Source organism: Algoriphagus sp. NF (genome assembly GCF_028823735.1).
GTDB classification, from domain to species: Bacteria; Bacteroidota; Bacteroidia; order Cytophagales; family Cyclobacteriaceae; genus Algoriphagus; species Algoriphagus marincola.
Window position 1 is genome coordinate 81,080 of record NZ_JAPEIB010000012.1, and the last position, 20,479, is coordinate 101,558.

Sequence of the window (20,479 nt, forward strand, 5' to 3'; positions counted from 1 at the left end):
TTATTGGATATTTGACAAATTTCAGAAAACTCAAAATAAATCTTGAAGGCCTAAATTAGCAGGAATGTTTTCAGCAACCATCAATGACAAAACCTTTTCGGTTGAAAAAAACGAAAAGGGCATCACCGTGGCAGATAAAGCACTCGATTGGGATATCAAACCCATCGATGGAAGGAAGTTTCATCTGATTAAAAATCATCAGTCCTATGAAGCTGAATTGGTGAGTATTGACAAAGAATCCAAAACACTTCATATCAGACTGAATAAAAAACTGGTCGAGGTATCTCTAAAAGATCGCTTTGATCTCTTGCTTGAAGAAATGGGCATGGAAGACGTAGCCGGTTCGGCTGTTCAGGATATCAAAGCACCGATGCCAGGACTGATTTTGGATTTGAAAGTAAAGCCCGGAGATGAAGTCAAGAAAGGCGACGTCGTGTTGATTCTTGAGGCTATGAAAATGGAAAATATCATCAAGTCTCCCGGAGATGGCCTGGTATCAGAGGTAAAGGTAAACCTCAAACAAAGTGTGGAGAAAAACCAGGTTTTGATTACTTTCTAAAGCTTCCTGACGGGAAACTCAAAAAATACTAGCATTCTGAGGGATAGAAATTATATTTGTCCGGTGATTTTTGAAAACAGTCCAAAAAAATCAAACTCAGTGCCTGCTTGGTCAAGATAAAGGTTTAAGCAAAATGAGTTTGGAAAATCAAGCTTCATCAAGAAGAGGTGACATTTTAAAAACAAAGGGAAATAAAAAATGAAGTACAAAAGAATCCTCCTCAAACTCAGCGGAGAGGCCCTAATGGGTGACAAAAACTACGGGATTGACCCCAATAGGCTACAGCAATACACTGCTGAGATCAAAAAAGTAAAAGATATGGGCGTGGAAATCGCCATTGTCATTGGAGGAGGAAATATTTTTAGAGGGGTTCAGGCTGAAAAATCCGGAATTGACCGAGTACAAGGTGATTACATGGGAATGCTAGCCACCCTGATCAATGCGATGGCATTGCAAAGCGCCTTGGAGCAAGCTGGAATGTATACACGATTGATGTCAGGTATCAAGGTAGAAAGTGTGTGTGAACCCTTTATTAGAAGAAGAGCAATCCGTCACCTGGAAAAAGGTAGAATCGTAATCTTTGGAGCTGGGATTGGTAACCCTTATTTCACAACAGACTCTACAGCCAGTCTTCGAGCTATCGAAATTGAGGCGGACGTAGTCTTGAAAGGCACCCGAGTAGACGGCGTATATACAGCAGATCCTGAAAAAGATAAATCAGCTACCAAATATCAAACCATCTCTTTTCACGAAGTGTATGAAAAAAACCTCAATGTCATGGACATGACGGCTTTTACACTTTGCCAGGAAAACAATCTGCCTATCATTGTATTTGACATGAACAAAGCCGGTAATCTCAGCAAACTCGTAGAAGGAGAGAAAGTCGGCACACTAATCACATCAATCTAAGCAATCTCATGGAAGAAATAGAACTGTATCTCGAGGAAGCAAAGGAACTCATGCAAAAAGCCGTGGATCATACGGCTGCAGAATTAGTCAAAATCCGTGCAGGAAAGGCCATGCCTAACCTACTCGATGGAGTCATGGTCCCCTACTACGGCACCCCTACTCCTATTAATCAAGTATCTTCTGTCACTACACCGGATGCTCGGACATTGTCTATTCGCCCTTTCGAAAAAAACCTAATCTCTGAGATCGAAAAGGCCATCATCAACTCTGACCTTGGCCTCGCTCCTCAAAACAACGGAGAGGTAGTCATTCTTACCATTCCTACACTTACTGAAGAGCGCAGACTAGCTTTGGTAAAGCAAGCCAAGCATGAGTGTGAAAACGGAAAAATATCCATCCGTACCGTACGTAAAGACACCAATGATTCGCTGAAAAAACTTCAAAAAGAAGGTGCTTCAGAAGATGAGGTAAAGCGTGCTGAAGACAAGGTTCAAAAATTCACCGATCAATATTCCGCTAAAATCGATGAACTTCTCGTGAAAAAAGAAGCGGATATCATGAAGGTTTAATCATTCAAAATTATCATTTCGAACAAAAGCCACTTTCGAATAGAGAGTGGCTTTTTTTGATTTTAAATGGGAAGAATCCAATCAATGGGGGAGGTATCTTGAAAAATCTCAGAACCCAAAATTCATGTATTTAGCTAAAATCATGAATTCAACTTCACGTATTTAGCTAAATTTATGAAGTTCACTTTAGATACAATCAAGCCCCCTAAGATTTTCAGCCAAACCTATCCCAATTCCAGCTTTCAGGTAATCAGCCCGGATAATTTTTATGAATTATCTGATCTGAGATAAATACCACTACTGTATCTGAATAAAGGTCGCCACCCCAAATCTTACTCCTCCCCGTAAATACTGCCCATTTTCAAACCCTGCACCTATCTCTACACGGAAGATCCTAAACAAATTATCCAAAGAATAGCCCACTTCTACGTAGTGAGGGGAGTTTTCGGTTTTAAGATAGTTCAAGAAAACATTTTCCTGCACTCCTGAAAAGCGAAGCATTGGAAGCTGAGTCAGGAGAAACTTTCGGAATTGATAATGGAAAATACCTGACAAATAAGAGCTTGAAGTGCTGTATTTGTAATAGTCCATAAATCGGAAATTGGAAGCAGGACCAAAGTTTGAAAAGATGGTACGATTGCCCCCGAAGTGCTGGAAGTCTGGAAAATAAACCCGATTGGAATTCAAGAAAGTCCCGGCACTCACATTGAAATCGAACTTCCCACTGATTCCAAAGGTGTAGTCATGCTCCACTCCTACACGAATGTGATCAAAGTCTGCTGCAAAATCTTGCTGTCGGGTCAGTTGTGGAATAGCTTTGATGTAATCAAACCGAATCAATGGCGCTCGATCCGAAATAGGGTATTTTCGACCATTTCGGATACCGTATTTTATTCCAGGCCTCCATTCTACACCTAGCTGAAGCTTAGCAATCTGATGGTCTTGAAATGCCTGGTTACCGGTCTCTACGTTTTCAGGTTGATTTGGAGTATAAATCCGCTCACCTCGATTATAAAAACTGTAATTCGAGTTATTGAAAAGCTGATTACGCTGTGCATAGGTGAAATTCACCCGGTAGGTAAAGCCATAATCCACCCGATGAGCCCAAAATGCCCGACCAAAGCTTTGCTCGTAGAGCTTCATATAATTTTGTCTGAACAAGAGCGAATACAAGGCATTCACTTGCTCATTGATAGGCTCTCCCCCATTAAACTGATAAATAAAACGCCCCCCTTCAAGTCCATAAGAGTAGCCCGAGGTGGGTTTGGTACCTGACCAGCGCAAGGTAGATTTTCCATAAAATCGCATACTACTGAAACCATATCTGAGTTCGGGTTCGATATTGAAACTCTTCCGAAAGACATTGACACTATCTGCCATCGGTATTTCTTTCGCTTTCCGATAGAAACCTGACACACCAACTTTCAGTCCCTCCACGGTATTGAAAGATATTTTGGTCCAATTCTGATTGAATCCTATGCTCCTACCTTTTCCGAAACTATAGGTTGCCCCATTGAGAAAGTCCAAGGGCCGATATTTCCTTCTTGCCTTTTTGGCTACTGAGTCTACCTCACTCATTTTGGCAGCTTCCACCACTGCCAGACTATCATCCCGCTCATAGCCTTGAATCTCCTTTGCTGTCAAAGGAACCGGCCGGATGCTATCCCAATAGCTCAAGTCCCGCTTTTTCGCAAGACTGTCCACCGTATAATTCCGCTCGATAATCACCTCTTCTTCCCGTTGCTCTTGGAGCATTTCCTTTTCATACTCATTGAGAAGTTTCCGGTATTCCTTACGCGTCTTGGGAGTTTCACTGCTTAGCTTTTCTAGAAGCCCCAGATCTTCGGCTTCTTTTGCCATTGCATCCTGAGGCTTTTCCTCAATTTTTTCATCGATAATCTCAGGAGTTTGGACAAGGTCAGGATTCAGCACTACCTCATAATCCCGGGTAGAAGCGAGGTAATTAAATTCACCGGCAAAGCCGAAAATCTTTCCTGAAAAGCGGTAGGTATGTGTAAAGGGCATCCAAACATTCTCAGCCACAGGGGCGTATTGTTGCTTGGCTTCGATTTGAAAACCCAAAAGCGAAGACTTCAGATCCAGACTATGAATGGCCCATAGATCCTCGATAATGTAAATGTACCCGTCAAAAATCCGCTCGCCACGCGACCGAGGGATTACCCGGATTTTATTGACCATGACATCTTCATCAAAAAAACTTCCTTCATAGCGAAAGCGATAATACTGAAAGGCTGCTCGAGATAGTGGAGAGATGATTTCATTGATTTTTTCTTCGTAAAAACTCGTCTGAATGTACGGAGCGGGTGAAGTGTTTTGATTATCCCCATTGGTACGGATTGAGATGACCTCTTCTTCCAATTTGTCAGGTAATGAAAACCGGATCTTGGAAACCGACTCTGAAGTGTAGGCTTCATTCAGGTTCAGTCCATCTTTTTCAAGCGTTTTTTTAAGAAAAAAGGGAGCATCCGTCAATTGACCTGTTCCCTTCAGGTAGACAGTCATCTCATACGATTGGAGCTGCAGTCGATGGTACTTTGCCTTAGAGATGGCTTTCCTCATGATAGTCAAAGCGGGATCTTCAGCACCTGCCCGAACTTCTACCTGCTCAAGGGTGTAAATCTGAGGCTCCAATCTTACATCAAAATCTGTCCAAACCCCTTCTTTGACAACCAAGGTCTCGATGCGTGATTTATATCCCAAAATCTGAAAGTAGACATCGTAGATTCCCTCCGGTAATTTCATTTCATAATAACCTTCATCATTGGCAGGCACTCCATCTCCGAGGTTCCTAATGAAGACTGAAGCGTAAGGCAAAGGCTCTCCATCATTAGAAAAAACCCGACCACGAATTCCCTGAGAAAAAGAAGAAAATGAAATGAATAAAAATGACAATATTAAGAGTGAAAAAGCTGCAGGATTTTTCATATAAAGCAGAGTAATAGAAGTAATAAAATAAAATTACGAGGAATAGATTTCCAGAGTTGTAAAATGCTCATCAGTCCAAACAAGGGGCTTTTTGGGACCAAAAACAAGGCGAAAAGGAAGCAAAAAGACCAATTTTAATTTTTTTAGGAAAATAGACTACTTTTTAAAATTTTTTAAAGATGTCATTTCTTGAAATAGAGGCACTTCCTCGAAAGCTTCAAAATTTTCATTTTTTTAAAAATATTTCAATTTTTTAAGTTTTAATAAAAGGAAAACGATTTCCATTAAAAATATTTCAATTAACAATTCGATAATATATGGAATTATTAAAATATACTTTATTCTATTAAAAGGCGCTTTTCCAACATACTACTTTGCACTTTGTTAAATATTGCAAAATCAAAAATAATACAACACATTAGTTTCGAAATTAAGTACTCATACCTATTTCGCTTTTTAACTAACAAAAAACCCTATGAGAAATTATTTACAACAGTTCAAAACATTGGCTTTTGCACTGACCCTCCTATTTGGGGTGTCTTTCCTAGCCAATGCGCAAAACAGAACCATCACAGGTACCGTCCTGGATGCTTCTCTTGGTGACCCTGTTCCCGGTGCCACTGTGCTAGTCAAAGGCACCACCCGCGGGGTTGCAACGGATTTGGATGGAAAGTTTACTCTTGACATTCAATCAGGCGATCAAATCTTGGTAGTTTCCTTTGTAGGATACCTAACCCAAGAAGTAGAAATCGGAAACCAAAGTAGCTTTACCATTAATCTGGAGGAAGATATCCAGAGCTTGGAGGAGGCGGTGGTGATTGGTTACGGTTCACAGGACAAAAAGGAAATCACTTCAGCGGTAGTTGGTGTGAAACCTGAAGACTTCAACCGTGGTAACGTTGCCAATCCGGCTCAGTTGCTTCAAGGTAAAGTAGCAGGTCTTTCCATTACACGTCCAGGTGGCAACCCAAATGCTGGGTTCAATGTACGTCTTAGAGGTCTTTCCACCTTTGGTGCCAACTCCTCTCCACTTATCGTATTGGATGGTGTGATTGGTGCTTCATTGGAAAACGTCGATCCGAACGATATCCAGTCGATTGATGTATTGAAAGATGGTTCTGCAGCTGCGATTTACGGAGCTAGAGGATCCTCAGGTGTGATTTTGATTACAACTACCAAGAAAGGTAGCAAAGATGGCCGTGCTGAAGTAAGCATTAACTCTTTCGGAACATTGGATCAAGCGACCAACCTAATTCCAGTGCTTTCTCCAGAAGAGTTTGTGGCTAGAGGAGGAACTGATTTTGGAAGTGAGACAGATTGGAGACAAGAGTTGATTAGAGACGCATACTCTTATACTACTAACGCAAGTGTATCAGGCGGTTTTAACAACACCAATTATTTGGCATCTGTCAATTACCGTAACAACAACGGTATCGTAAAAGGATCTTCCAATGAAAGATTGAATACCAGAGTAAACTTATCTCAAGGTGCTTTGGATAACAGATTGCGATTCAATGTCAACCTTTCATTCACGACAGTCGAAGCTAATTCAGTGAACGATGCTGCATTTAGATATGCAACTATCTACAATCCAACTGCTCCTATCTTTGAAGATACAGAGACAGCAAATCAGCGCTTCGGAGGTTATTTCCAGCGTGACCTATTTGACTTCTTCAACCCAGTAGCATTGATCAATCAGCAAAAATTTCTAAACGAAATTAAGACTGCATTGACTTCATACCGAGTGGAGTATGACTTCCTACCAAACTTGACACTATCTGCTCAATATTCAGAAGACAGAAGAAATGAATTGATTGGTGGTTTCTGGTCTATTCAGGATTTCCAAGTAGGATTTGGTGCAACTGGTTCTGCCGAGCGAATCACCAACGACCGGGTTCAAAGAATCTTCGAATCTACCCTTCGATATGAAGTAGATTTGTTTGACGGATTGAATCTTGCGCTATTGGGTGGTGTCGGTACGCAGACTACCAAAAACCAAGGATTCGGTGCACGTTCAAGACAATTCCTATTTGATACAGGATGGGATAACCTAGGAGCAGGTGCGCTGCGAATCGGTAACTTCACCAATATGTATTCTTATGCCAATCAGGATCAATTGAATTCTGTATTTGGCCGAGCTAACTTCAATTACAATAACTTCTTGTTCTTCTCTGCGTCTGTCAGAGCGGAAACTTACTCAGGATTTGGACCAGAAAATCAAACGGGTGTATTCCCAGCCTTCTCTTTGGGTTCTGACTTTACCCAGATTTTCGACATGGGAGTATTCTCTCAGTTCAAGCCAAGAGTATCTTACGGTGTGACTGGTAACCTTCCTCCATCTCCTACCCTTGCTTTGGGTGTATTTGGAAATGGTAACCGAATTGACTTGGATGGTGATCCTTTGAGTACGGATGATATCTATGTAGGTATTGTTCAAAACTCCAACCCAAACAGATTCTTGAAGTGGGAGACTAAGAAAGAATTCAACGTTGGGGTTGATTTCGGTATCTGGGATAACAAAGTGACTGGTAGCATGGACTACTACACCAGAAATATCTCTGACCTACTATTCAATGTACCTGTAGGTGGTGGACCAAACATCTTCGATCCAGGACGATTCAACACAGTGGGTAGTACTTGGGTTAACCTAGCTGATTTGAGTAATGCAGGTTTTGAATTCGCTGTAGCAGTAAATGGCTTGAACTTAGGTGAAGTGCTTTGGACACCTAGCGGTAACTTCACAATCTATCAAAGAACTCAAATCGAAAGCTTATCAGCTTCTGGTCTTGGATTTGATGAATTGCGATTTGCGACTCCAGGTTCTCCAGGACAGAACAACAACCCAATTATCTACAATAGAGTAGGTCAGACATTGGGTGATATCTATGGACCAAGACTATTGGGACTTTCTGAGTCAGGAGAATATATCTTATCTACTACCAACCCAGATGAATTCGAAAGACTTGGTAATGGTCTTCCAAAAGGTGAGTTTGGTTTTGCCAACAACTTTGCTTGGAGAAACTGGACATTGAACTTCTTCTTAAGAGGTGTGTGGGGTCATGACCTTTACAACTCCTACAGAGGATTCTACGAAAACGCAGATGGAGCTTCTGTAACTTGGAACTCTGTGATTACAGACAAGACTCCAACCAATCCGGTGGTGACCTCAACCCCAACATTCAACAGTTCGTATGTAGAAAATGCAAGCTTTGTTCGTTTGGATAACATGGAGTTAGGTTACAATTTCAGAACTAATTCTCCACATATTGGTTCTTTTAGAGTGTACTTCGCTGCTCAAAACCTGTTTACCATCACCAACTACACTGGTATCGATCCAGAGGCTAGAGTAACTGATGCTGAAAACGGTGATGGATTTACCACAGCACTTTCTCCAGGTATCGAGCGAAGAAATACATACTTCCAAACACGTTCCTTCACTTTGGGACTTTCTTTGAACTTCAAATAATCAATCAAAACACAGAGATATGTTTAAATCAATTCGAAAAACCTTTCTTTTGATCCCTGCGACATTGATGCTGGGATCATGCTGGGAGTTGGATCAAGAGGTGCTGGATGGGATTACACAGGAAGAGGTGAATAATAGCAACAATCCGGTATTGATTGATGTCTTGAAAGCCTCTGCTTACTCAAGAATTGTAGGTAGCTGGGGTGGTCACAACAGTATTTGGTCCATCAATGAGGTCTCCTCTGATGAGATGGCTATTCCTCAAAAAGGTGCTGACTGGGAAGATGGTGGCCTTTGGCTACGTGCTCACAGACACACTTGGCAAGCTTCCGATGAAGCCTTCAACAACTCTTGGGCTTATTGCTACACTGCAATCGGTGAAATCAACAACTTGATCGTTTCTTATAGAGATGTTCAAGCTTTGACTGCTGAACTTAGAGTACTTAGAGCATTGGTATATTCTTGGCTTATTGACAGTTTCGGAAATGTTCCAATCGTCACAGAGGATGACTTAGAGGGTAACCCTACTAACAATTCCCGTCAGGAAGTATTTGACTTTATCGAGCAGTCTATCTTAGAAAATGTGGATTTGCTTCCAAGAACTGACACTAAGACTACATTGAACTACTATTCAGCTCATGCTGTCTTGGCTAAGTTGTATTTGAATGCTGAAGTATACACAGGCACGGCTCGTTGGGCCGACGCGGAAGCTGCAGCAGACGTGGTGATCAACAGTGGTCTTTATTCTCTATCATCTAACTTCTTTAGCAACTTTTCTACAAGAAATGGAGGATCAACAGAAAACATCCTGACTCTTCCTTATGATGAGAATAACGCTGGTGGATTCAACTTGGCGCAGATGACTCTTCACTACTCCAGTCAGGCTACTTACAACCTACAGGAGCAGCCTTGGAATGGATACGCTTCTTTGGAAGAGTTCTATAATTCCTTTGATGACAATGATGTCAGAAAGAATTCGTTCTTGGTAGGTCCTCAGTTTGCTGCTGATGGTACTCGTTTGAATGATATTTCTGCCGAAGCAGAAGATCCAGATGGAGAGCCTTTGACCTTCACACCTGAAATCAACGAATTAGCTCCTAACGCTTTGCGTCAAGCGGGTGTTCGGGTAGGTAAGTTTGAGTTTGCTTCAGGTGCTGCTTCCTCTTTGAGCAATGATTATCCATTGCTAAGACTTGCGGACATGTATCTGACTAAAGCAGAAGCTGCTTTCCGTCAAGGAAAAACAGGTGATGCGCTTGCAGCGATCAACATGGTGAGAGAAAGAGCTGGCATGCCTGCATTCGCTTCTTTGACCCTCGAGGATATCTACGATGAGCGAGGAAGAGAAATGTTTGCAGAAGCTTCCAGAAGAACTGACCAGATCCGTTTCGGTACCTGGAATGATCCATGGTGGGAAAAAGGACAGTCTGAGCCATTCAGAGCACTATTCCCTATTCCATTGCAGCAGATCAATGCTAACCCTAACTTGGTACAGAACCCAGGTTACTAATCACATATTAATTTGAATCAAAAAGGAAGTGTACATTCGTGCACTTCCTTTTTTTTACAAGTATGAAGAAGTCAGCTTCTTTCCTCTTTATTCTTTTTTCCATACTCGCCTCCTGCCAGAAAAAAGGAGAAAGCGAGCAATTACTTTTTGAAAAAATAAAACCTGAGGAGTCAGGGATAACATTCAGAAATGACCTTAGTTATACCGAGTCAGTTAACCCTTACACTTTTCGAAATTTCTACAATGGGGCTGGAGTCGGTTTAGGAGATTTAAATAATGACGGACTGATTGATATTGTTTTCTCAGGAAATCAGAGCCCCAACAAAATCTACCTCAACCAAGGAAACTTCAAATTCAAAGACATTACGGATTCCGCCGGGATTATTTCCCAAAATGAATGGAATACCGGAGTAAGCCTAGCAGATGTGAATCAGGACGGTTTACTCGATATTTATTTTTGTAAATCTGGCCCTCTCAACAGTGCCAATCGAGCCAATGAGCTCTATATCAATCTGGGAAATCTACAATTTGAGAATCAAGCAAAAGCATATGGCTTGGATGAAGTTGGACTCTCCCAACATGCGGTTTTTTTTGATTTTGACAAAGACGGAGATTTAGATTTATACCTTCTGAGTAATTCCGCCCGCTCGGTGGGTGTATTTGATCTCAGGGAAGGGCAACGTGAAATCCGAGATCCCGAAGGTGGGAATAAGCTTTTCAGAAACGATGGAGAAAAATTCACCGATATTAGCGAGCAAGCAGGGATTTATGGTAGCGTGATTGGCTATGGACTCGGGGTGACGGTCGCTGACCTAAACGAGGACTATTGGCCCGATCTATACGTTTCCAATGACTTTTTCGAGCGGGATTACCTCTATCTCAATAATCAAGATGGAACTTTCCGGGAGATTCTCCCTGATCTTTTACCCGAAATCAGCATGGGTTCTATGGGAGCTGATATTGCTGACCTCAATAATGACGGGCTTCCCGAGATATTTGTCACTGAAATGCTTCCGGCTGATCTAGCCCGTGCCAAAACCAAAACACCTTTTGAGGAATGGGACAAGTATCAATCTAATCTGAAGGCTGGTTACCACCGACAATTTACTCGAAATACCCTCCAAAGAAACTTGGGGAAAAACCCAAATTCTGATTTACCCCTGTTTACGGAGATAGCCCGAATGGCTGGCGTGCATGCTACCGATTGGAGCTGGGGAGCTTTGATTTTTGATGCGGATTTGGATGGTTTGAAAGATGTTTTCGTGGCCAATGGCATCGTGAAGGACCTGACTGACTTTGATTTCGTAGATTTTTACATGAACAATCAGGAGAAGATAGAGGATTATCGGGCAGATTCCATTTTGGTCACCAAGATGATCGATGCCTTTCCTTCCAATCCACAGACCAATTTTTGGTTCAAAAACCAAGGGAATTGGTCATTTGAAAATCAGGCAGAAACGAGTGGATTGGATCAGGCGACCTTTAGTACTGGGGCAGCCTACGGTGATCTAGATAATGACGGAGACTTGGATCTGGTGGTAAACAACCTCAATGATGAAGCAGGAGTCTATCGAAATACCAGCATTGAGCATGGGAAGAACAATTTTATAGGTTTGGACCTCAGCGGATACTTTGGAGCCAAAGTAAGAGTCACGACCTCTTCAAAAATACAAGTTCAAGAGTACCATCCAGTCAAAGGGTATATGTCCTCTGTAGATCCCCGTTTGGCCTTTGGATTGGGAGATGAATCTTCCATTGAGGAAATCCAAGTAATTTGGCCTGATTTGAGTGAGACTATTCTCAAAAATATTTCCGCAAATCAATACCTAAAGCTCTCCCCTTTAGAAAAGGAGCTTTTAAGAGATCAGAAAGACTTGGTTTCTCCACTCTTTGAAGAGCTCCCACTTCCCGAAAGTATCAAGCATCAAGAAAGTCCTTTTGTAGATTTCGATCGGGATAGACTTCGGTTTTGGTCCATCAGTAATGAAGGCCCGAGAATAGCACCCACTCCAGAAGCGGATGAATCGCTGATTTTTCTTCCGGGAGCAAAGGGCTATCCTTCCCAACTATTCAGAATAGATCAGGCTGGAAAAACCAAGGACGAAAGTGAGCGATTGGTAGGGCAAAATCCAGAAATGGAAATCATAGGAGCTGCATTTTTCGATGCCAACGGAGATGGACGGCAAGATTTACTCACATGGTCCGGAGGAATAGAATTCCCGGCTCGCAGTCCTCAATATCGTGATCAACTTTTCATCCAAAACGAACAAGGAGAGTTCATTTTTAGTGAACAAGGATTCGATTCCCGACCCACCGCTTTTGCCCTTTCGCATGATCTGGACCAAGATGGGGATGAAGACTTGATCTTTGGATACCGTGCCCAGCCTTTTGCCTATGGAGTACCGGAAGGATTGGGCATTTGGGAAAATGATGGAAAAGGGAACTTCAAAGACATTTCCGAATCCTATGGAGAGTCTATTAACAACCTAGGCATGTTGACAGATGGGGCATTGGCCGACTTGGATGGAGATGGCATTAGCGAGCTAATTGTGGCGGGAGAATGGATGGCTATTAAGATTTTTTCATTGGATGAAGCACTAACCAACCGCACTACCGAATTTGGATTTGCAGAAAGTACAGGTCTTTGGAATCGACTTTTGGTCGAAGATCTCGATCAAGATGGATATCCAGAAATACTAGCAGGAAACAGTGGAACCAATACCCGCCTTCACTTCAAAAATGGTTCAAAGCTTCGGATGTACATCAATGATTTTGACCAAAACGGAAGCCTAGACCCAATTCTTTGCGAGTTTGATGGGGAGAAATCAATTCCTTGGGTAATGAAAAACGCGCTTCTCAAGCAAATCCCCTCACTTCGAAAAAACCTGGTTCGCTATTCAGACTATCAGGATAAAAGCATGGAGGAGCTTTTCCCTGCCAACTCCCTTTCAAATTCCTTAATTTTGGAGGCTGAAAATCTGGAAACTACCCTTTGGAAAAATGAGAATGGGAAGCGATTTACCAAGTCAGAATTGCCGCAGGAAGTACAGCAAGCTCCGGTATTTGCGATTCATTCGCTTAAGACGGCAGCTGGCCAATACCTCATCTTGGGAGGCAATCAGAGTCGTATCAAACCAGAACTTGGAACGCAACTAGCTTCCTATGGATGGGTTTTACAAAAAGACAATTCAGGAAAATGGAAGGCTATGATGCCTGCCGAAAGTGGAATGGCAATTCCAGGAGAAATCCGGGATATCCTAGCCATCCAAAACAATCAATATTTAATCGTAAGTAAAAATGATGATAAACCGGTTCTATTTAAGATTCGTCCTTAGCTGTACCATGCTATCGGGTTTGATTTCTTGCCAAAGCGAATATCAAAAAATAGAGCAAGAGGAACTTTCCTCAGGCGAGATCAATAATGAGCTCTTTCTGGATTTGGAATTAGGAATGGTAAGAAAGGACTTCTTCCAGACTTGTTGGGATTGGAATAAGAAAGGAGTGCTAAGCAATGGCCCCACCGAGCTTTCCGTTGAATACAATGTAACCCTACCTTCTGGAAAAGAAGCTAAAATGCGGTTCTACCCCAAATTTGAAGATGATAAGATCTACCTAATGCCGGTGGAATTCACCTATGAGGGATGGGCTCCATGGAATGAAGAGCTAAGCGTGGAAAACCTCCGAGAAGATGTCGTAGCTCAATTTGAAGAGTGGTACGGACCTGGATTCTTTGAAGTCAGTAATGAAGATCGAAGTCTAATAGCCTTTGTGAAAATCGATGGTAATCGCAGAGTTCGGGTTTTCAAAAAAAGCCTCTCCGTAGTAAGGGCTGAGATAGCCGACTTAAACATTTTGAAAAGCCTAGAAGAAAACGAATGAGAAATTACTCTTACATAGCACTCAGTTTAATCTTGGCTTTTTCCTGTAAGCAAAAGGAGGAGAAGGCTCCCACTCTTTTTCAGGAATTAGACCCCGCAGTCTCTGGAGTAAACTTTAGCAATGACCTATCCTTTGACGAGGATTTCAATATTTTCACTTACAGAAATTATTATAACGGAGGTGGAGTAGCTCTAGGGGATGTCAATCAAGACGGACTACTCGACATCTACCTCACCGCCAACCTGGGACCAAACAGACTATATCTAAACCGAGGAAATTTAGAATTTGAGGATGTCACGGAGCAGGCAGGAGTGGCTGGGACCCGTGCATGGTCTACAGGTGTCGCGATGGCTGATGTGAACGGTGATGGACTGCTGGATATCTATGTTTGCAACTCCGGGGATATTTCCGGCGACAATAAGCAAAATGAGCTTTTCATCAATCAGGGTAATGGGAATTTTTCGGAAGAGGCTGAAAAATATGGCCTAGCCGATGAGGGATTTTCTACCCATGCGGTATTTTTCGATTATGACAAGGATGGTGACCTAGATGTCTACCTTCTAAACAATAGCTATCAGGCCATTGGTAGCTTCAATAAAATGCAAAATGAGCGCCCCAAGCGAGACCCGGTTGGTGGTGACAAACTCTTCCGAAATGATGGGGAAAGCTTCACAGATGTCAGCGAAGAGGCGGGAATTTACGGATCGATTATTGGTTTTGGGCTAGGCATCACGATCGGAGATGTGAATCAGGATACTTGGCCGGACATTTTCATCTCCAATGATTTTTTTGAAAAGGACTATCTCTACATCAACAATCAGGATGGAACCTTCACTGAATCTTTGGAGTCCTCTATGCGATCCATTTCCGCGGCTTCCATGGGTGCGGATATTGCCGATATAAACGGAGATGGCTTATTGGACATTTTTGTCACAGATATGCTCCCTGAACCCTTGGAGAGACTGAAGCAGGTAACCACTTTCGAAAATTGGGATAAGTTTCAATTCAATAAAAATCACGGCTACCATTATCAGTTTTCGAGAAATATGCTCCATCTGAACAATGGGGATGGAAGCTTTAGCGAAGTCGGCCGGCTTGCCAACGTGGAAGCTACCGATTGGAGTTGGGGAGCCCTGATTTTCGACATGGATAGCGATGGCAAGCGGGACCTTTTCGTAGCCAATGGCATTTATCAAGATATTACCGACTTGGATTACCTGAACTTCATCGATGATGAAGACACTAAAGTAAAAATTATTACGGGAGAGGGTGTAGATTACCGGGCATTGATAGATCCCATTCCGATCACTCCAGTTCCAAACTATGCCTATCAGAATCAAGGCAACCTGAAGTTTGTCAATCAAGCTGATGCCTGGGGATTGGGAAAAGCCATCCATTCTAATGGAGCTGCTTATGGAGACCTCAACAACGATGGATACCCTGATTTGGTGATCAACAATGTAAATCGTCCTGCACAGCTTTTCATCAATCAGGCCGACAGTTTGTTGAGCGAAAAAAACTACTTGCAAATCCAGCTAGAAGGCAAAAGTAAAAACACCTATGCGATCGGAACTCAAATTCAAATCACAGCTGGAGAGGAGATTTTCTATCAGGAGCAGATGCCCAATCGGGGCTTTCAATCCTCTGTCGATCCAAAACTTACAATCGGACTAGGAGCTATTTCCAAACTGGATGAAATCCGCGTCACTTGGCCTGACAACAGGGAAACCATCCTCAAGGATCAAGACGTCAACCAATTGATTTCCCTGAAATGGGAGGATGCAAAAGAAGCCATTGACCGTCCTTCTTCTGATTCTGATTTTGGGACTTTCAAAAAAGAGAATAAAGATCAGCTCGCCTTCGAGCACCGGGAAAACATCTTCGTAGATTTTGATCGGGATAGATTAACGTATCACCTGTTTTCTACCGAGGGGCCGGCCATGGCCACAGCCGATGTGAATGGAGATGGGCTGGAAGACTTTTACTTTGGAGGATCAAAAGATGCAGCAGGACAGATTTTCTTAGGCACTTCTACCGGCAAGTTTAAATTCAGTTCGCAGGAAGCCTTCGAAGGAGATAAAAATTCAGAGGATACCGATGCGGTATTTTTCGACGCCAATGGAGATGGATCTTTGGATCTCTTTGTAAGCTCCGGAGGAAATGAATTCCCGCTAAATGCCCTGGATCTTGCTGACCGACTTTACCTAAATGACGGGAAAGGAAATTTCACCAAATCCGAAAACAGTGGCTTGCAAAGCCTTCGTGGCAGCAGCTCAGTAGTCGTCCCGATAGACATCAATGAAGATGGTGCTATGGACTTGTTTATCGGAGATCGATTGGTTCCTTTCGTCTATGGCGCTCCTGCCAGCGGTCATATTTGGATCAATGATGGAAAAGGGCAATTCACCGAACAAACACAAAATTACGCTCCTGAACTGCTAGAAATCGGCATGGTCACAGATGCTGCCAAACTTGATTGGGATGGAGATGGAAAGGAAGACTTGGTGCTGGTGGGAGACTGGATGGCACCGACCTTCTTCAGAAATACAGGAGGAAAGCTAGAGAAAATCAGCATGCCTGAAATGGAAAGCAAAAAAGGCTGGTACCGAAGTCTCAAAGTAGCTGACCTCAACAAGGATCAAAAACCGGATTTGATTTTAGGAAATCAAGGGCTAAATACCCGATTCAAAGCATCTGAGGAACAGCCTGTCCGCTTGTACTTAAATGATTTTGATCAAAACGGCTCCATTGAGCAGCTTTTCACCACCGTCCGAAACGGAGTCGCTATTCCATACACGCTCAAACACGAACTGGAAAAGCAGGTCCCAAGTATCAAAAAGAAATACATCCGCTACAGCAATTACAATAATCAAACGCTGGAGCAGATTTTTGATCAAGAAACCATCGGAAAATCCATTATCAGCGAAGTCAATCATTTGGAATCAGGGGTATTGATGAATCAAGGGTCAGGGAAATTTGAATGGAAATCCCTCCCGATTGAAGCACAGCGGTCCATGATTTTTGCGATTGAAACAGCTGATCTGGACGGTGATGGTATTCTGGATCTTATCTTAGGAGGAAATCTTTATGGGATCAAACCCGAAATCGGAAAATCGGATGCAAGCTATGGTGAAGTGCTGCTTGGGAATGGGGATGGAACGTTCCGCTTTATTCCTAATCGCATTCATTCGATGCAATTGCAGGGAGAAGTTCGTCATTTCAAATGGCTATATGATTCAAGGCTGCTAGTAATCAAAAACAACGCGGCGGCAGAAATTTGGAAGTATGAGGAGTAGAATCAAAAGCAAATTAATTCTCGGTATTCTCGGCCTGTCACTCTCTTTTTATTCCTGTGAAAAAAGAAAAAAAGAGCAAAGCCTCTTTGAGCTCATTCCTGCAGAGAAGTCCGATGTAACATTTGAAAATTCACTTCAATCCACGGACTCATTGAATATCCTGGAGTACCTCTATTTCTACAATGGAGGTGGAGTTGCAGCTGGAGACATTAATAATGATGGTCTGGTAGATTTATTTTTTACCGGAAATCAAGTTCCCAATAAGCTGTACCTAAATAAGGGCAATCTTCAGTTTGAAGATATCAGTGAATCCTCAGGAGTTCAATCTGTCAAAGGCTGGTCCAATGGGGTCATTTTCGGTGATGTAAATGGAGATGGCTTTTTGGACATTTATATCAGCCAAGTGGGTGATTACAAGGGGATCCAAGGTCATAACCGACTTCTCATCAATCAAGGAAATCTGACATTTGAAGAAAAATCAGAGCAATACGGGGTTGATTTCAAAGGGTTTGGGACTCATGCGGCATTTTTTGATTTTGACAGAGATGGAGACCTCGACCTTTACTTGCTGAATCATGGTGTGAAGTCCCCGGAGGTTTTTGCCCAATCAGAAAACCGATATAAAGCAGATGAAGGGGGAGATCGACTATTGAAAAACTTATCCGTAGAAGGAGAAGATCGCTTTGTGGATGTCACTGAGTCTGCCGGAATTTACTCTAGCATTCTGGGCTTTGGTTTAGGTGTTGCCATAGAAGATTTCAATGGAGATGGCTGGCCGGATATTTACGTTTCTAACGATTTTACAGAAAACGACTACCTCTACCTGAATCAGCAAGACGGGACTTTTCAAGAATCCCTTGAATCTCTGATTGCCAACACCTCGCGCTACTCGATGGGAAATGATGCTGCCGATCTCAATGGAGATGGAAGGCCCGATATCATCACCACTGATATGCTTCCCGAAGACCCGGAAATCTGGATGAAATCAGTTGGGGAGGACAAAGTAGAGGTTTACTCGATCAAAAAGCAGTTCAATTATGGAGATCAATATGTCAGAAATCATCTGCAATTGAATCAAGACAAAAAAGGTTTCAGTGAAATTGCGCTTTATGCCGGTACTTTTGCTTCAGACTGGAGTTGGTCCCCATTGATTTTTGATATGGACAATGATGGCTTGATGGACATCCACATCACCAATGGTATAGTCAAAAGACCGAATGATCTGGACTTTATCCAATATTCTCAGGAGGCTGATCCTAATATGACTTTCTCAGAGCTTCGCAAAAGACAAATCGACATGCTCCCAAGCGTTAAGCTTCCAAATTACGCTTTTCAAAATCAGGGTAATCTAAAATTTGAACAGGTACAATCAAGCTGGGGACTTGATCAGGAGTCCTATTCCAATGGCAGTACTTATGCCGATTTGGATAATGATGGGGATTTGGATCTCATTATCAATAATCTCGATCAGGAAGCTTTCATCTACCAAAATCAAAGTGAAAGGCTAAATAGAAATTTTGTCCAAATCAGTCTTTCCTCAAGCAGCAAAAACCCTTTTGGGGTTGGGGCAGAAGTCCAGGTTTTCGCTGGAAAAAGAGTTTTCCGCCAATTCCTCAGTACCTCGAGAGGATTTCAATCTGGCACGTCTACTGTCCTGACTTTTGGGTTGGGCGAAATCGACGCAATAGACTCCGTACAAGTAAGTTGGCCTGAAGGAGAACAAGAGGCTTTCAAAAGCATTTCAATCAACACCCACCAAAAGCTCCAAAAAGGGAATGGTGAATTAAGTGAAAGTAAACTGACAGTTGAGGAGGAAATTCTGCCTGAAAGTCCTTTCAACTGGATACATCAAGAAAAAAACAGCATCAAAGAGAGTGATCGTGAATACCTGATCCCAAGAAGTTATGCCATTTCTGGACCCGCGGTAGCGGTAGCAGATGTGAATGGAGATGGGCTGGAGGATGTGTATTTGGGAGGTGCTAAGGATCAGGCAGGTGAACTGCATTTGCAACAGGCAGATGGATCTTTTGAAAAAATTGAAAACCCAACCTTCAACCAATTGGCCCGGGCAGAAGATATCGTTGCCACTTTTGCTGACTTGAATGGAGATGGTGCATTAGATCTCTACGTAGCAAGTGGGGGAAATGAACTCGAGCAAGGAAATCTATTTCTTTTTGATCGGGTGTTTTTGGGCAATGGTACCGGTCAGTTTACCTTCTTCCCAAATGCCTTGCCACCAATCGGCGAAAATACGGCAGCGATAGCACCCTCAGATGTAAATGGGGATGGTGCCTTAGACCTCTTTATCGGAGCTTCGAATGTGGCAGGCGACTATGGTGCAAGCCCAAAAAGCTACCTCCTCATCAACAACGGAAATGGACAATTTCGAGAGCAAACCGAAGAATGGTTTGGAGAAGATATCGATTTCGGGATGGTTAATTCAGTCAAGTGGAGCGATTTGGATCAGGATGGGACTGATGAACTCCTACTTTCAGGGGAATGGCAAAGAGTCCGTGTTTTCAAGAAAACTGATGGCAAACTCGTAGAATTTTTCCCTGAGGGTTTGGAGAATTCGGCAGGATGGATCAATGACCTACAGCTAGCAGACATTAATGGAGATGGTCTTTTGGACATTCTCACCGGAAATTTGGGATTGAACTCCAAGCTAAAAGCCAGCCCGGAAAAACCAGTCTATCTCTATCACCATGATTTCGACGAAAATGGGCAGGCAGATCCGCTAATCTTTCATTTTATGGGTGAAAAATTGGTACCATTTGCTACCCGGGATGACTTGATCAAGCAAATACCCGGAATCAAACGTAAGCATCCGAACTATCAGGAATATGCCCAAATTAAAAGCCCAAAGGACCTTTTCCCTGAAAATACCCTTGACCAAGTGACACCCAAAAAAGCGGTGGAATTCCGTTCGGGTGTTTACTTTCAAAACCAAGACGGAAGCTTTACATTTGAACCATTTCCTTGGGAAGCTCAGCTAAGCCCGATATTTGCCATCCATTGGAACGAGGATACCAAAACCCTAATTTTGGGAGGTAATTTCTCAGGATACCGAGTGGATTTGGGAAAAGCAACTGCATCTTCCCTTTCTGCATGGAAATTGGAGGAGAACCAATGGAAAAAGGTCGAATTAGATGAAAATCTACCCCTTCATGCAGAGGTGAGAGCTTTGTTTGAGATCAAGAAACAGGTATTTGCATTGACGCATAATGGCCCCATTTATCCTTTAGACCAAATACAGGAATGATAAATATCATAGGCTGTTTTCATAAATTAACCTAGCTTTGTCCCTATCGTACAAAGTAACAGGGAGTTGATTAACTCCACGAC

At 42.6% G+C, this 20,479-nt stretch carries 10 protein-coding genes; 9 read left to right on the top strand and 1 reads right to left on the bottom strand.

From position 1 onward, the window contains the following. Positions 1-64 precede the first annotated feature (64 nt). The 3 genes from OU792_RS07905 (at position 65) to frr (ending at position 2,037) form a co-directional block, all read left to right on the top strand. Positions 65-559, top strand: coding sequence for an acetyl-CoA carboxylase biotin carboxyl carrier protein subunit (locus OU792_RS07905; RefSeq protein ID WP_100628258.1), 495 nt, complete (start codon positions 65-67; stop codon positions 557-559). A gap of 198 nt (positions 560-757) precedes the next feature. Then, positions 758-1,468: a UMP kinase gene (pyrH, locus tag OU792_RS07910; RefSeq protein WP_134201527.1), complete on the top strand. Its 711-nt coding sequence runs from the start codon at positions 758-760 to the stop codon at positions 1,466-1,468. Positions 1,469-1,476: 8 nt separating this feature from the next. Then, positions 1,477-2,037, top strand: a complete 561-nt coding sequence (gene frr / locus OU792_RS07915) for a ribosome recycling factor (protein WP_024284750.1) — start codon at positions 1,477-1,479, stop codon at positions 2,035-2,037. Positions 2,038-2,334: 297 nt separating this feature from the next. Here frr and OU792_RS07920 read toward each other — a convergent pair whose 3' ends face one another. Continuing rightward, positions 2,335-4,983 (bottom strand): DUF5686 and carboxypeptidase regulatory-like domain-containing protein, encoded by a 2,649-nt coding sequence (locus OU792_RS07920; protein ID WP_274669904.1) that lies wholly within the window; start codon positions 4,981-4,983, stop codon positions 2,335-2,337. Between the two features lie 475 nt (positions 4,984-5,458). Here OU792_RS07920 and OU792_RS07925 point away from each other — a divergent pair, with 475 nt between their 5' ends. The 6 genes from OU792_RS07925 to OU792_RS07950 all read left to right on the top strand — a co-directional run bounded on the left by OU792_RS07925 (position 5,459) and on the right by OU792_RS07950 (position 20,396). Beyond that, positions 5,459-8,449 carry a SusC/RagA family TonB-linked outer membrane protein gene (locus OU792_RS07925; protein WP_026945188.1) on the top strand — a complete coding sequence of 997 codons (2,991 nt, stop codon included), beginning with the start codon at positions 5,459-5,461 and terminating at the stop codon, positions 8,447-8,449. 19 nt (positions 8,450-8,468) lie between these two features. After that, positions 8,469-9,959 carry a RagB/SusD family nutrient uptake outer membrane protein gene (locus OU792_RS07930; protein WP_134201524.1) on the top strand — a complete coding sequence of 497 codons (1,491 nt, stop codon included), beginning with the start codon at positions 8,469-8,471 and terminating at the stop codon, positions 9,957-9,959. A 62-nt stretch (positions 9,960-10,021) separates the two neighbouring features. Beyond that, positions 10,022-13,294, top strand: coding sequence for a VCBS repeat-containing protein (locus tag OU792_RS07935; RefSeq protein ID WP_274669905.1), 3,273 nt, complete (start codon positions 10,022-10,024; stop codon positions 13,292-13,294). Next, positions 13,257-13,838, top strand: a complete 582-nt coding sequence (locus OU792_RS07940; RefSeq protein ID WP_246628867.1) for a hypothetical protein — start codon at positions 13,257-13,259, stop codon at positions 13,836-13,838. Before OU792_RS07935 ends, OU792_RS07940 begins: the two co-directional genes overlap by 38 nt. Next, positions 13,835-17,134 carry a VCBS repeat-containing protein gene (locus tag OU792_RS07945; RefSeq protein WP_274669906.1) on the top strand — a complete coding sequence of 1,100 codons (3,300 nt, stop codon included), beginning with the start codon at positions 13,835-13,837 and terminating at the stop codon, positions 17,132-17,134. The genes OU792_RS07940 and OU792_RS07945 overlap by 4 nt, the downstream gene beginning before the upstream one ends. Beyond that, positions 17,124-20,396, top strand: a complete 3,273-nt coding sequence (locus tag OU792_RS07950) for a VCBS repeat-containing protein (protein ID WP_274669907.1) — start codon at positions 17,124-17,126, stop codon at positions 20,394-20,396. The genes OU792_RS07945 and OU792_RS07950 overlap by 11 nt, the downstream gene beginning before the upstream one ends. Positions 20,397-20,479: the final 83 nt, after the last annotated feature.

What these genes read in the sequence shown, in the direction of transcription:
- OU792_RS07905 (WP_100628258.1), top strand. Translation starts at nt 65, where the DNA reads ATGTTTTCAGCAACCATCAATGACAAAACCTTTTCGGTTGAAAAAAAC.
- pyrH (WP_134201527.1), top strand. Translation starts at nt 758, where the DNA reads ATGAAGTACAAAAGAATCCTCCTCAAACTCAGCGGAGAGGCCCTAATG.
- frr (WP_024284750.1), top strand. Translation starts at nt 1,477, where the DNA reads ATGGAAGAAATAGAACTGTATCTCGAGGAAGCAAAGGAACTCATGCAA.
- OU792_RS07920 (WP_274669904.1), bottom strand. Translation starts at nt 4,983, where the DNA reads ATGAAAAATCCTGCAGCTTTTTCACTCTTAATATTGTCATTTTTATTC.
- OU792_RS07925 (WP_026945188.1), top strand. Translation starts at nt 5,459, where the DNA reads ATGAGAAATTATTTACAACAGTTCAAAACATTGGCTTTTGCACTGACC.
- OU792_RS07930 (WP_134201524.1), top strand. Translation starts at nt 8,469, where the DNA reads ATGTTTAAATCAATTCGAAAAACCTTTCTTTTGATCCCTGCGACATTG.
- OU792_RS07935 (WP_274669905.1), top strand. Translation starts at nt 10,022, where the DNA reads ATGAAGAAGTCAGCTTCTTTCCTCTTTATTCTTTTTTCCATACTCGCC.
- OU792_RS07940 (WP_246628867.1), top strand. Translation starts at nt 13,257, where the DNA reads ATGATGATAAACCGGTTCTATTTAAGATTCGTCCTTAGCTGTACCATG.
- OU792_RS07945 (WP_274669906.1), top strand. Translation starts at nt 13,835, where the DNA reads ATGAGAAATTACTCTTACATAGCACTCAGTTTAATCTTGGCTTTTTCC.
- OU792_RS07950 (WP_274669907.1), top strand. Translation starts at nt 17,124, where the DNA reads ATGAGGAGTAGAATCAAAAGCAAATTAATTCTCGGTATTCTCGGCCTG.